The sequence below is a fragment of the Roseicella frigidaeris genome, assembly GCF_003258945.1.
Lineage (GTDB): Bacteria > Pseudomonadota > Alphaproteobacteria > Acetobacterales > Acetobacteraceae > Paracraurococcus > Paracraurococcus frigidaeris.
In genome coordinates this window covers 20,516-32,844 of record NZ_QLIX01000008.1, presented here as the reverse complement: position 1 = coordinate 32,844, position 12,329 = coordinate 20,516, and the positions used below count along the sequence as shown (strand labels likewise).

Below are 12,329 nucleotides of genomic sequence, written 5' to 3'. Positions count from 1 at the left end.
CACGCTCGGTTGCAGCGGCCTTCCCGCTCAACCATCGCGCAGCAGGGCGGCGAGCGCCGGGTCGAGGCCGAGGCTCTCCCGCCCCCGCGGCGCGGCGTAGCTGCCGGTCCGCGGCTTCGGCGGGCGGAGCGCGACCAGCATCTCCAGCAGCTTGACCCCACAGGCGATGCCATCGAGCAGCGGCACCATGGCCGCGCGCTGCAGCCGCGGCCCCATGCCGGCCAGCGCGGCGCCGCCGAGCACCACGGCATCGGCCCCCTCGGCCACCACCTCGGCGATGGCAGCGTCCATCTGCCGCGCCACCGCCTCCGGGTCGCGCACCGCATCCTGCGGCGTCAGCGCGATGCCGCGCAGCGCCGCGAGGCGGCCGGCGAGGCCGTGCTGGGCGATCCGCTCGCGGTAGGGATCGACGCTGCCCATGGTCACCAGCCCGAAGCGGCCGCCGAGCAGGCAGGCGGCGAAGCAGGCGGCCTCGGTCATGCCGACCACCGGGCAGGGCAGGAGCTGCCGCGCCGCCTCCAGCGCCGTGTCATGCGAGACGGCGAGCAGCACGCCATCCACGGCGCCGGCATGCTCGGCGAGCAGGGCGAGCAGCCCGTGCGCGGCGATCGCCCCCTCGGCGCGGGTGGCGATGACGGCCGGGCCGAAGCGCGGCGTCGCCGGGACGATCTCGGTGCCCGGCGCGGCGGCGGCGCGGGCGGCGGCGGCGCAGAGATCGGTGATCGCCCCGGTGGTGTTGGCATTGGCCACCAGGAGGCGGATCGGGGCGGGCATGGGGCGGACTCCTCAGCATGTTGACCGGGGGATGCCGACCGGGGCGCATCGACCGGCGGCTGCGATCGGCCCCTCGGGGCATCGCCGGTGGCTGCCTTGCAAAGGCCGCACCGCGACCCAGGCCGCGCCGGCTCAGCCGCCGACCAGGCCCTCCGCCTGCGGCACGCCGCCGCGCGGCGCCCCGGCCGCGGTGGTGCCGAAGACCGCGCCGAAGCTCTCCGGCAAGGCGCGCGAGCCGGGCGTCGCCAGCCAGAGCCGCAGCATCGCGCGGGCCGCCACCGCATCGGCCGGCGCCTCCCCGGCGACGACCTGCTTCCAGACGAGATGCGGGTTGTAGAGCAGCAGGTCCCCCGCATGCAGGGCGAGGGTCAGCGCCTGGCCGGGCAGCGCCGCGGCGGCATCGAGCGCCGCCAGGGCCCGGAGCTGCGCCGGCTCCAGCGCCGGCTCGAACAAGGCCTCGCGGTCGTAGCGGCCGACGAAGCTGCCGCTCGCGGTGCTGAAGACCGGCATCTGCGCCGGCGCGCCCTCGCCGTTGCGGTGCGGCAGGCCGGCATGCAGCGCCGCCAGCGCGGCGCGGTCGGATCGCAGCAGCGCGTTGTGCAGCGCCGGCGCCGAGACCAGCGTCACCGCGCCGCCCTCGCGCCGCTGCCGCAGGCAGAGCAGCATGACCGCATCCGCCGGATCGGCATGGAAGCGGGGCACCGACGCGGCCCCGGCGCCGGGGCTGGCGAGCCGGCCGACCAGGCCGCCCGCCGCGTCCTGCGGCAGGCTGGTGCCGAGATGCGCGCCGAGCAGCAGCAGCGCCGCCTCCGCCGCCGCGCCCGGCAGCCGCTCCAGGTCGAGGCCGCGCAGCAGCACGAAGCCGCGGCCATGCTCGAGCCGCCCGGCCACCGCGTGCAGCATCGGCGCCAGGCGGGGCAGCGCGGCATCGCCCGGGCCGGCGGGGAGCCTGCCATCGAGGGCGGCGAGGGCGGCGACGAGCTCGGCCGTCGCCTCGACGCCGATCGGCAGCATCCAATCGGCCGGGGTGAGGGCGGCGCCACTCCAGACGGAGAGGCCGGCTTGCGGCACCAGGCGGGGCGGGGGGGTCATCCCGCCAGTCTAGAGCAACCGCACGCTGACCGTGCAGCGGGCAAATGCTCCCCCGCATTGATCCCCGACATCGATCCCAAGCATCGATCCCCAGCATCAATCCCTCGGGGGCGCTCCCCGCCGATCCGCCCCTTGATGCACCGGCCGGGTCGCGGGAGGCTTGGCGCGACGACCCAGGAGACCGCCATGGACGCGCCCGCCCTCGACCTGCCCTTCGATGCCGAGGCGATGCTGCCCGGGCTGCGCCGCTGGGTGGAGTGCGAGAGCCCGACCTTCGACGCCGCCGCGGTCAACCGGATGATGGGCATCGCCGCGCGCGACCTCGCCCTGATGGGCGCCCGGGTCGAGACCATCCCCGGCCGCATGGGCTTCGGCGACTGCGTGCGGGCGAGCTTCCCGCATCCGCGCCCGCAGGAGCCCAGCATCCTGGTGATGGGCCATCTCGACACCGTGCACCCGGTCGGCACGCTGGCGCCGCTGCCCTGGCGGCAGGAGGGCAACCGGCTCTACGGCCCCGGCGTCTACGACATGAAGGGCGGCAACTGGATCGCCATCGAGGCGATCCGCCAGCTGCTGCGCGCCGGCATCGCCACCCGCCGGCCGGTGACGGTGCTGCTGACCAGCGACGAGGAGGTGGGCAGCCCCTCGACCCGCGACCTGATCGAGGCCGAGGCGGCGCGGCATGCCGTGGTGCTGGTGCCGGAGCCGGCGCGCCCGGATGGCGGCGTGGTGACGGGCCGCTACGCCATCGCCCGCTTCAACCTGCGCGCCACCGGCCGGCCGAGCCATGCCGGCGCCCGCCTCGCCGATGGCCGCAGCGCCATCCGCGAGATGTGCCGCCAGGTGGTGGCGATCGAGGCGATGACGAGCGATGCCGTCACCTATTCGGTCGGCGTCATCCATGGCGGGCAATGGGTGAACTGCGTCGCCACCCATTGCGATGCCGAGAGCCTCTCCATGGCCAAGCGGCAGGAGGATCTCGACGAGGCGGTCGAGAAGATGCTCTCGCTGCGCCCGACCGGGAACGACGTGCAGCTCAGCGTCACGCGCGGCGTGACGCGGCCGGTCTGGGAGCCGGACGAGAAGGTCATGGCGCTCTACGGCACGGCGCGGCAGATCGCCCAGCGCATCGGCTTCGACATCCCGCACCAGAGCGCCGGCGGCGGCTCGGACGGCAATTTCACCGGCGCCATGGGCATCCCGACGCTCGACGGCCTCGGCGTGCAGGGCGCCGGCGGCCATACGCTGGAGGAGCATCTGCTGATCGACAGCCTGGTGCCGCGGGCGAAGCTGCTCGCCGGGCTGCTGCAGCTCGCCTAGGGCACGTCCCCTGAGCACCGGTTCAGGAGAAGTGCCCTAGGCTATTGTTTTCAGAGCATCTTCACCCGATCGGGATCTGCTCTAGGCCATTGCTTGATCGCGCGAGTCACGCCTTCGGCGAGTCCGCCTGATCAGGATCTGCGATGGGCGCGGGCAGCGGCCCGGGCGGCGCCGGATGGGAGGAAACGGGATGTGGCAGGCGGCAGGGCCGGGACCCGGGCGGCGCCCCGGCGGCGCGGACGCTCACCCGCCGCGGGCGAGCGCCGCCTCCAGCGCCGCGGGATCGAAGCCGAAATCCCGGTAGCCATGCCGCAGCCGCTCGACATAGCCGGGGGCCGGCGGGCCGGGCCGGTCCACGCGCTCCAGGTAGATCCAGGCCGCGCGCCCATCCGGCAGCGCCAGGCGCCGGCGCTCATAGACCTGCGGCACCCCTTCGTGCCGGTCCAGCACGGCGAGATGCGCCGGCGTCACCCGCCACAGCCCGACCGGGCAGGTGGCCGCCGGATCCGGCTCGATCCGGGCATAGCGCCGCAGCACCAGCCGCCAGCCGGGCAGCGACAGGCCGCCCGCCGGCTCGGCGCCGGGACAGCGCTGCCGCATCTGGGCATGCGAGAGGTTGCTGCCATAGGCGGCGTAGAGATCGCTCATCGGCGGCGAGAATCCCGCTCCGCGCCAGGGCCGGCAAGCCGGTGACGCTGGCGCTGCAGGCCCTGCCGCTCCTGCTGCTGCTCGCCCTGCTCGGCAGCGGCCGGGCGGGGCCGGTCGTGGCCTGCCTGGTCGCGCTGGCCGCCACCCTGCCGGCCACCCTCCTCGCCCTGCCCGATCCCGGCGCCCTGCCCGGCTTTCTCGGCGACCAGGCGGGGCGCTGGCTCTTCCTCGGGCTGCAGCCGGTCGCGGTGGTGAGCGGCGGGCTGCTCTTCCATGCCGCGGCGACGCCCGCGGCCGAGGACGCGGCCGGGCCCCTGCCCGCCAGCCCGGCCCGGGTCTTCGCCGTCTCCCTGCCGATGGGCGCCTTCCTCGAGAGCGTTACCGGCTTCGGCATCGGCATGGTCTTCGCGCTGTCCGGCCTGCGGCGCCTCGGGCTCGGGGGGCCGGTGGCCGGGGCGCTCGCCCTGCAATCCCTGGTCATGATCCCCTGGGGCGGGCTCGGTCCAGGCACCGCGCTCGGCGCCGCCCTGGCCGGGGTGCCGGCGCAGACCCTGTCCTGGCTCGCCGCCTGGATGACGGCCGCCTGGCTGCTGCTGCTGGCGCCGCTCCTCTGGTCGCTCTCGGCGCGCGCCGGGCTGCCGGTGCCGGGGCGCGAGCGGGCGGCGCAGCTCGCCATGCTCGCCACGCTCGGCGGCCTGCTGCTGCTCGCCGCCGCGACCTTGCCCTTCGAGCTCGCTGGCCTGCTCGCCGCCGGCCCGGTCATGCTCTGGGCGCTCTGGCGCGCCAACCCGCCGCGGAGCCCGCGCGCCACGCTCGGCCGCGCCGCGCCCTATCTGCTGCTCACCCTCTGCCTGCTGGCGGCGCGGCTCTGGCCGGGCGCACCGGCGCTGCACCCCTACCCCGACTATCCCGGCCTGCCGCTGACCCATGTCGCCGTGGTGCTCTGGCTGGTCTCCGGCGGGCTCCTGCTCGCCCGCCGCGACGGGCCGGCCCGCGCCGCCGCGGCGCTCCGCCGGGCGGCGCGGCCGGCCCTCGCCCTGCTCCTCTACGTCCTGCTCGGCCGGCTGCTGACGGCAAGCGGCGCCGCCGCGGCGCTGGCCACCGCGGCCGCGGCGGCGCTCGGGCCGCTGGCGCCGCTCGCCATCGCGCCGGTGGCGCTGCTCTCCGGCCTCGTCACCGGCAGCAATGTCGGCTCCAACGCGGCGCTGATGCCGGTGCAGGTGGCGCTCGGCGCCGCCGCCGGGCTGCCGCCTCCGCTCGCCCCGGCGGTGCAGAATTTCGCCGGCGCCGGCAGCGTGCCGGCCAGCCTCGGCGTCACCGCCCTGGCCTGCGCCCTGCTCGCCGACGGCACCCGGCCGGCCCAGCTCTGGCGGCTGCTCTGGCCCTCCCTGGCCATGGTGCTCGGCCTCGGTTGGGCGGCGACGCTGTTGCTGCGCTGAAGGCCGCTTGCTACAGCGACGATGCGTTCGCCCCTGGACGCCAGGATGCCGCCCCGTCCCCGTCGTGCCGGCCCCGGTCCTGCTGCCGGGCGGCACCGCGCGGCCGGGACGGGACCACCGCCCAGCCAGGATCCCGCCGATGCTCACCCGCCGCGCCGCGCTCGGCACCGCCGCTGGCCTGCTGGCCGCCCCCGGCCTTCCCCGGACCGCCCGCGCCCAGGCCGGCTTCCCCGACCATCCGCTGCGGCTCGTCGTCGGCTACCCGCCCGGCGGCGTCACCGACATCGTCGCCCGGATCCTCGCCGAGCCCTTCGGCCAGCGGCTCGGCCAGCCGGTGGTGGTGGACAACCGCGCCGGCGCCGGCGGCAATATCGGCGCCCAGGCGGCGAGCAACGCCGAGCCGGACGGCTACACGCTGCTGGTCGGCACCGCCGCCATGTTCGGCGTGAACCCGCTGCTCTACGCCAATTCCGGCGTCGACCTGATGCGGGACTTCCTGCCGCTCGGCACCATCAACGACATGGCCAACGTCCTCTCGGTCAACCCGAAGCGGCTCGATGTCGGCTCGGTGTCCGAGCTGGTGGCGCGCGGCAAGAAGGGCGGGCTGATCTTCGGCTCGGTCGGCAATGGCAGCTCCTCGCATCTCTGCGCGACGTTGCTGCAGCGCCTGGCCGGCTTCGAGGCGGTGCACGTGCCCTATCGCGGCTCCTCGCCCGCCGTCGCCGCGCTGCTCGCCGCCGAGGTGGATTTCCTCTTCGACACCACCGCCACCTCGACGCCGCAGATCCAGGCCGGCAGCTTCCGCGCGCTCGGCGTCAGCACCGCGACCCGCGCCTCCGCCCTGCCCGAGGTGCCGACCATCGCCGAGGCCGGTGTGAAGGGCTATGCGGTCTCGGTCTGGAACACGCTGCTGGTGCATCGCCGGACGCCGGAGCCGGTGGTGGCGCGGCTGCGCCAGGGCTTCACCGCGGCGATGGACGCCGCCACCCAGGCGAAGCTGCGCGCCAGCTTCGTCGATCCGCTGCTGGTGCCGCCGGCCGAGCTGCCGGCCTGGCTGGAGCGCGAGCAAGCCACCTGGCTGCGCATGGCCAGGGAGGCCGGGGTTTCGGTCGACTGATGGTCGAGATCGTCGGCACCGGCGCGGCGCCGGCGAGGCCCGGCCCGACTCCCACTCCTCGGGCGCCCGGTCCTTGGGCGAAGGCGGAGCGGCACCTGCGCAAGGACCCGCGGCTGAAGCCCTGGATGAAGCGGATCGGCGCCTGCACCCTGGTCGCGGTGGAGCGCGAGCCCTACGAGGCGCTGGTGCGCGCCATCGCGCATCAGCAGGTGCATGGCCGCGCCGCCGAGGCGATCCTCGGCCGCTTCATCGCCCTCTATCCGGGGCAGGGTTTCCCGCCGCCCGAGGCGGTGCTGGCGACCGATGCGGCGGCGCTGCGCGGCTGCGGCTTCTCGCAATCCAAGGTCGCCGCCATCCGCGACATCGCCGAGAAATCCGCCGGCGGGCTGGTGCCGGTGCGGGCGGGCTGCGCCCAGCTTTCGGATGCGGCGCTGATCGAGCGGCTGGTCGCCATCCGCGGCGTCGGCCGCTGGACGGTGGAGATGCTGCTGATCTTCACCCTCGGCCGGCCGGACATCCTGCCGGTCGACGATTTCGGGGTGCGCGAGGGCTGGAAGGTGGCGGCGGGACTCGAGACCCAGCCGAAGCCGAAGGAGCTGGCGGCGATCGGCGAGGCCTGGGCGCCCTGGCGCAGCATCGCCGCCTGGTATCTCTGGCGCATCGCCGATGCCGCCAAGCGCAGCGCCTTCAAGCCGCAATAATACGAACGGCCGTTGCGGGCGACCCATCAACGGCCCCTCCGTCGCCGGGTGGTTTGCTCCGCAACCCTGGCTACGCGCCACCTGGCGCGGCCTCAGCCCGGCAGCACCGCCTCCAGCACCCGGGCGTAATTGCCGCCCAGCAGCAGCGCCGCCTCATCCGGGGCGAAGCCCTGCGCCAGCAGCGCCGCGGCCAGCGCCGGCGTCTCGCGGTAATCGCCATAGGCCGGGGTGCCGAGCAGCCCCAGCATGTCGCTGCCGATGCCGACATGGGCGATGCCGACCGCATCCACCATGCGGGCGATGCTGGCGGCATAGGCACGGAGCGTCGGCGCCTCCGGCCCGGTCAGCGGCCAGACGCCGATCACCCCGCCGGTCCCGGCCACCAGCCGCGCATGCTCGGGCGTGATCCAGCGGCTGCGCAGGGAGGGGCGCGCCGAAAGCGCGGTGTGCGACAGCACCAGCGGCCGCGTCGTCACCTCGGCGGCGCGCTGGGTGAGCCAATAGGTGCCATGCGCGACATCGACCACCACGCCGAGCCGGTTGCAGCGGCGCACGACCGCCGCGCCGAACTCGGTCAGCCCGCCATGCACCGGCGCCGCGGTCTGGATGTCGCCGAGCTCGTTGACGCGGTAATGCACGAGCTGGAGATGCCGCAGGCGGTGCGCCTGGATGGCGGCGTCCAGCCGCGCCTCCTCGCCCTCCAGCCAGTCGGCGCCCTCCGAGGCGACGATCACGGCGGGGCCGGCCCCAGGCTGGCGGGCGGCGCGCAGCCCGGCCTGGTCCGTCACCACGGCGAGACCCTGCTCCGCGACCAGCCCGGCGAGGCGGGCGAAGGCGGCCTCGGCATGGGCGCGGAGCTCGCCCGGCAGAGGCGTGCGGTAGGCCTCGATCCGCCGCTCCGGCGTCACCATGGTGGTCGGCGTGTCGGCCACCATGGCCAGCGCGACGAGCCGCATGCCGCCCTCGCGCATCGGCCCCGCCAGCGGCTCGGTCGGCCGTGGCCGGTTGCGGCCGAGGATCACACGGCCGGCATGGCTGTGCAGGTCCATGGGCGCGGCGCTGGCGAGCAGCGCCTGCGCCGCGGCGGAGGGCGGCGCCTCGCCCCTGGCGCAGCCGCCGGCGGCGGCGCAGAGCAGCGGCCCGGCCGCCAGCAGGGCCCGCCGCCGCAGCCAGGGGCCCGGCAGCCAGGGGTCCGGGGGCGTGCCGGCGGCGGCCGGCTCCCACCGCGCCTCCCGAAGCTGCCAGCGCCAGCCGGCCGAATCGTCGGCCGGCAGCGCCTGCCAGGTCCCGCGGACGCGCTGCGGCCCGGCGCCGGGCCGGCCGGCGACGCCCAGGACCTCCACCGTCATCGCCGGGTCGGGCGGGCAGGCGCCGCAGCAGCCGGCCTCGGGCAGCAGCAGCGCATAGCCGGGCGGGGTGCCTGGCAGGGTGAAGGCGGCGCCCTCGATCACCACCGCCGCGCCCGGCGCCGGCAGCCCCTGCCCCAATGCCAGCGCCGTCCAATCGAGCCGCACGCGCCGCCCTCACCCCATGGTCCGCCCGGCAGTCCATCCTAGAGCAGATCCCGATCAGGGGGACTCCCCTGATCGGGCGAAGATGCTCTGAAAACAATAGTCTAGGGCACTTGTCCTGAACCGGTGTTCAGGGGACGTGCCCTGGAGCGTGATCGCTTGAAGTGGCCTCACCGAAGGCGTGACCCACGCGACCAAACGGGACGCAGCGGCCCCTCCGGCCAGGGGAGGGTCGCGGGAGCCGGTTCCCAGGACCGTGCGGCACGCGCATGCTGGCGCCGCAACGAGCCACCAAACCGGGAGCGTCCTCCATGACCCATGCCATCACCCGCCGCGGCCTGGCCACGGCCGCCGCCGGCCTCGCCCTGCCGCTCGGCCGCGCCCAGGGCCAGAGCCAAGCCCAGGGCCAGGCGCCGGTGATCCGCCTCGGCGTGCTCTCCGATTTCTCCGGCCCCTATCGCGACTGGTCCGGCCCGACCACCCTCGCCTGCGTGCAGCAGGCCGTGGCCGAGGCGATGGCGGCGCATCCCGGCCTGCGCGTCGAGCTGCTGCAGGCCGACCACCAGAACAAGACCGATATCGGCGCCAACACCGTGCGGCAGTGGTTCGACCAGCGCGAGGTCGATGCGGTGGTCGATGTCAACAACTCCGCCGTCGGGCTCGCGGTCTCGGGCGTCGCGCGGGAGAAGAACAAGGTCTTCCTTGCCTCCGGCGCCTCCACCGCGGCGCTGACCGGCGCGCAATGCTCGCCCAACACGGTGCAGTGGACCTACGACACCTACATGCTCTCGAAGGCGACGAGCACGGCGATGGTGAAGGATGGCGGGACCGCCTGGTTCTTCATCACCGCCGACTACGCCTTCGGCCATACCATCGAGCGCGAGGCGCGCGGCTTCATCGAGGCGGCGGGCGGCAAGGTGCTGGGCGCGGTCCGCTACCCCTTCCCGCAGACCACGGATTTCTCCGCCCTGCTGCTGCAGGCGCAGGCGAGCGGGGCGAAGGTGCTCGGCCTCGCCAATGCCGGCAACGACACGGTGAACGCGGTGAAGCAGGCGCAGGAATTCGGCCTGCCGAAGCGCGGCATGAAGATCGCGCTGATGCTCGCCTACCTCACGGACATCCACACCATGGGCCTGCCGGTGGCGCAGGGGCTGCGCCTGACCGAGAGCTTCTACTGGGACCTGAACGACCGCACCCGCGCCTTCTGGGGCCGGGTGAGGGAGCGCACCGGCGGCGCCTGTCCGAACCAGATGAATGCCGGCGGCTATGCCGCGACGCTGCACTACCTGAAGACCTGCGCCGCCATGGGCGCGGCGCGGGCGAAGGAGAGCGGGCAGGAGACGGTGGCGGCGATGAAGGCGATGCCGACCGACGACGACTGCTTCGGCCAGGGCAGCATCCGCAAGGACGGGCGCAAGCTGCACCCGGCCTATCTGTTCGAGGTGAAGCGGCCGGAGGAGTCGAAGGCGCCCTTCGATTACTACCGCCTGGTCGCCACCACCCCGCCGGAGGAGGCCTTCCGGCCGCTCGCCGAGGGCGGCTGCCCGCTGGCCTGATTCCAACGGCGGTTGATGGTGACCCATCAACGGCCCCCATTGGCGGTTCCCTTGGCGCCGGCGCCGCCATGCGGCGTCGGCATCCCTTCCCGGCGCCGGGGCGATGCGGCGATGCCGGCTTCCGGTAGCGCCGACGTGAGGGCTTGTGTAAGAAGCCACCGCGTCCCGGGCGCCGGGGAGGCGGCCTGCGGCCCGGTGATTCGGGGTTCGGCAGCATCTCGCGGCGCAGACTGGGGGAAGGGCCCGATCGGGCGTCCGGCGGCCCGGATTGCGGCCGGACTCGCACCAATCCACACGGAGACGGCCCAGGGGAGGACACCTCAGGGGCGCGGCCTGGCCCGCGCGTCGCGCAGCCGGCGCGCGCCAGGCGAGGCTTGGGCCAAGGTCGGCCAGGGTCGGGACGAGTAGACGGGGACTGAGATGGACGGTGATGCGATGGCCCTGGCCCGCGGGGGAGAGGCGCGGCCTGGCTGGCGGACGCGCTTGCGGCGCCGCGCCGTGCTGCGCGGCGCGGGCGCGGCGGGCACCGGTCTCGGCGGCTTCGGCGGCTTCGTCCTCCGCCCCGAACCCGGCCCGGCGCTGCGCCTGGTGCGGCACCGGCTGGCCCCCGCGAGCTGGCCGGCGGACCTGCCGCTCAGCATCGCCCTGATCGCCGATCCGCATTGCGGCGGGCCGCAGGCGACGCTCGAACGGCTGGCGCGGATCGTGGCGACGACCAATGCGCTGCGGCCGGACCTCGTCGTGCTGCTCGGCGACTACCTGGCCGATCACCGCTTCACCCCCAACCGGCCGGGCTTCCGCGCCGTGGCCGAGGTGCTGGCCGGGCTGCGCGCGCCCCTCGGCGTGCATGCCATCCTCGGCAACCATGACTGGTGGGAGGATGCGGCGACCCAGGCCGGCGGGGCGGGGCTGCCCGAAGCGGCGGAGGATTTCGCCGCCGCCGGCCTGCCGGTGCTGCACAACGCGGCGCGGCGGCTGCTGCATCGCGGCCGGCCGGTCTGGCTCGGCGGCCTCGGCAGCCAATGGGCCTACCGGGCGCGGCGTGGCGCCTATCGCGGCGCCGACGACTTGGAGGCGACGCTCGCCGCCTTCACCGACGACGCGCCGGCCATCCTGCTGGCGCATGAGCCCGACATCTTCCCGCAGGTGCCGGCGCGGGTGGCGGTGACCCTCTCGGGCCACACCCATGGCGGCCAGGTGCGGATCGGCGGCTATTCCCCGGTGGTGCCCAGCCGCTTCGGCAACCGCTACGCCTATGGCGCCATCGAGGAGGCGGGGCGGCACCTCGTCGTCTCCGGCGGCCTCGGCAACTCCATGCTGCCGGTGCGGCTCGGCATGCCGCCCGAGCTGACGCTGGTCGAGCTCGGCGGCCCGGCGGCCTGACGACCGCGCCTCAACCGCCGAGGAAGGGCTCGACCAGGGCCAGGAAGCCCTCCGGGTTCTCGGCATGCACCCAATGCCCGGCAGCGGGCACGGTGGCGAAGGCAGCGGCGGGGAAGAGCGCCCGGAACCGGGCCTCGTGTTCCGGCCGCACATAGGGGGAGCGCTCGCCGCGCAGCACCAGCACCGGCCCGTCGTAGCGGCCGGGGAGCTCGGGGAACCCCTCGATCGCCGGCATGGCCGCGGCGATCTCGGCGAGGCCGAGGCGCCAGTGCGGGCCGCCCTCGCCGAGGCGGAGATTCTGCAGCAGGAAGGCGCGGATGCCGGCCTCCGGCACGGCCGGCGCCAGCGCCGCATCCGCCTCTCGCCGGGTCAGGCCGGGATGCAGCGGCACCGCCTGCATCGCCGCGACATAGGCGCGCAGCGCCGGCGGATAGGCGACGGGCGCGATATCGGCGACGACCAGCCGGCCGACCAGCGCCGGCCGGGTCAGGGCGAGCGCCATCGCCACCTTCCCGCCCATGGAATGGCCGAGCACGGCGGCGGGTGCGGCGCCGAGGGCCGCCAGCGTCTCCGCGACATCCTCCGCCAGGGCGGGATAATCCATGGCCGCCGCGCGCCCAGAGGCGCCGTGATTGCGCAGGTCGAGGGCGATCACCCGCCGCCGCGCCGCCAGCCTGCGCTGGAGGCTGCCCCAATTGCCCGCGGCGCCGAAGAGCCCGTGCAGCAGCACGAGCGGCGCCCCCTCCCCCGCCTCGACCGCATTCAGCCGCATCCCTGCACACCCTCCC

Annotated in this window: 11 protein-coding genes; 6 read left to right on the top strand and 5 right to left on the bottom strand. The window is 75.3% G+C overall.

Annotated elements, in window-relative coordinates:
* Nucleotides 1-27: 27 nt before the first annotated feature.
* Together DOO78_RS12660 and DOO78_RS12655 are read right to left on the bottom strand one after the other, a co-directional pair.
* Nucleotides 28-774 (bottom strand): aspartate/glutamate racemase family protein, encoded by a 747-nt coding sequence (locus tag DOO78_RS12660; RefSeq protein ID WP_111470158.1) that lies wholly within the window; start codon nt 772-774, stop codon nt 28-30.
* Nucleotides 775-906: 132 nt separating this feature from the next.
* Nucleotides 907-1,866: a TauD/TfdA family dioxygenase gene (locus DOO78_RS12655; RefSeq protein WP_111470157.1), complete on the bottom strand. Its 960-nt coding sequence runs from the start codon at nt 1,864-1,866 to the stop codon at nt 907-909.
* 186 nt (nt 1,867-2,052) lie between these two features.
* Between DOO78_RS12655 and DOO78_RS12650 the strand changes: the two genes are divergently transcribed.
* Nucleotides 2,053-3,186 carry a M20/M25/M40 family metallo-hydrolase gene (locus tag DOO78_RS12650; protein ID WP_111470156.1) on the top strand — a complete coding sequence of 378 codons (1,134 nt, stop codon included), beginning with the start codon at nt 2,053-2,055 and terminating at the stop codon, nt 3,184-3,186.
* A 243-nt stretch (nt 3,187-3,429) separates the two neighbouring features.
* Here DOO78_RS12650 and DOO78_RS12645 read toward each other — a convergent pair whose 3' ends face one another.
* Entirely contained in the window at nt 3,430-3,834 is a 405-nt protein-coding gene (locus DOO78_RS12645) for a gamma-glutamylcyclotransferase family protein (protein ID WP_111470155.1), read from the bottom strand.
* Nucleotides 3,835-3,875: 41 nt separating this feature from the next.
* Here DOO78_RS12645 and DOO78_RS12640 point away from each other — a divergent pair, with 41 nt between their 5' ends.
* The 3 genes from DOO78_RS12640 to DOO78_RS12630 all read left to right on the top strand — a co-directional run bounded on the left by DOO78_RS12640 (nt 3,876) and on the right by DOO78_RS12630 (nt 7,091).
* Nucleotides 3,876-5,273, top strand: a complete 1,398-nt coding sequence (locus tag DOO78_RS12640; protein ID WP_111470154.1) for an L-lactate permease — start codon at nt 3,876-3,878, stop codon at nt 5,271-5,273.
* A 139-nt stretch (nt 5,274-5,412) separates the two neighbouring features.
* A complete protein-coding gene (locus tag DOO78_RS12635; RefSeq protein WP_111470153.1) occupies nt 5,413-6,390 on the top strand; it encodes a Bug family tripartite tricarboxylate transporter substrate binding protein in 978 nt (325 codons plus the stop codon).
* Nucleotides 6,391-6,515: 125 nt separating this feature from the next.
* Complete coding sequence (locus DOO78_RS12630) at nt 6,516-7,091, top strand: DNA-3-methyladenine glycosylase family protein (RefSeq protein WP_111470293.1); 576 nt, start codon at nt 6,516-6,518, stop codon at nt 7,089-7,091.
* A gap of 92 nt (nt 7,092-7,183) precedes the next feature.
* Here the strand turns inward: DOO78_RS12630 and DOO78_RS12625 are convergent, their stop codons facing one another.
* Nucleotides 7,184-8,605: a dipeptidase gene (locus DOO78_RS12625; RefSeq protein ID WP_207802884.1), complete on the bottom strand. Its 1,422-nt coding sequence runs from the start codon at nt 8,603-8,605 to the stop codon at nt 7,184-7,186.
* Nucleotides 8,606-8,913: 308 nt separating this feature from the next.
* Between DOO78_RS12625 and DOO78_RS12620 the strand changes: the two genes are divergently transcribed.
* Nucleotides 8,914-10,158, top strand: a complete 1,245-nt coding sequence (locus DOO78_RS12620; protein WP_111470152.1) for an ABC transporter substrate-binding protein — start codon at nt 8,914-8,916, stop codon at nt 10,156-10,158.
* A gap of 483 nt (nt 10,159-10,641) precedes the next feature.
* Complete coding sequence (locus tag DOO78_RS12615) at nt 10,642-11,541, top strand: metallophosphoesterase (protein WP_207802883.1); 900 nt, start codon at nt 10,642-10,644, stop codon at nt 11,539-11,541.
* 10 nt (nt 11,542-11,551) lie between these two features.
* Here DOO78_RS12615 and DOO78_RS12610 read toward each other — a convergent pair whose 3' ends face one another.
* The gene (locus DOO78_RS12610) at nt 11,552-12,313 is read right to left on the bottom strand and encodes an alpha/beta fold hydrolase (RefSeq protein ID WP_111470150.1); all 762 of its coding nucleotides are present in this window, start codon (nt 12,311-12,313) and stop codon (nt 11,552-11,554) included.
* Nucleotides 12,314-12,329: the final 16 nt, after the last annotated feature.

Bases quoted from the DNA above. Each gene is read 5' to 3' on its own strand.
- DOO78_RS12660 (WP_111470158.1), bottom strand. From the start codon at position 774: ATGCCCGCCCCGATCCGCCTCCTGGTGGCCAATGCCAACACCACCGGG.
- DOO78_RS12655 (WP_111470157.1), bottom strand. From the start codon at position 1,866: ATGACCCCCCCGCCCCGCCTGGTGCCGCAAGCCGGCCTCTCCGTCTGG.
- DOO78_RS12650 (WP_111470156.1), top strand. From the start codon at position 2,053: ATGGACGCGCCCGCCCTCGACCTGCCCTTCGATGCCGAGGCGATGCTG.
- DOO78_RS12645 (WP_111470155.1), bottom strand. From the start codon at position 3,834: ATGAGCGATCTCTACGCCGCCTATGGCAGCAACCTCTCGCATGCCCAG.
- DOO78_RS12635 (WP_111470153.1), top strand. From the start codon at position 5,413: ATGCTCACCCGCCGCGCCGCGCTCGGCACCGCCGCTGGCCTGCTGGCC.
- DOO78_RS12630 (WP_111470293.1), top strand. From the start codon at position 6,516: ATGAAGCGGATCGGCGCCTGCACCCTGGTCGCGGTGGAGCGCGAGCCC.
- DOO78_RS12620 (WP_111470152.1), top strand. From the start codon at position 8,914: ATGACCCATGCCATCACCCGCCGCGGCCTGGCCACGGCCGCCGCCGGC.
- DOO78_RS12610 (WP_111470150.1), bottom strand. From the start codon at position 12,313: ATGCGGCTGAATGCGGTCGAGGCGGGGGAGGGGGCGCCGCTCGTGCTG.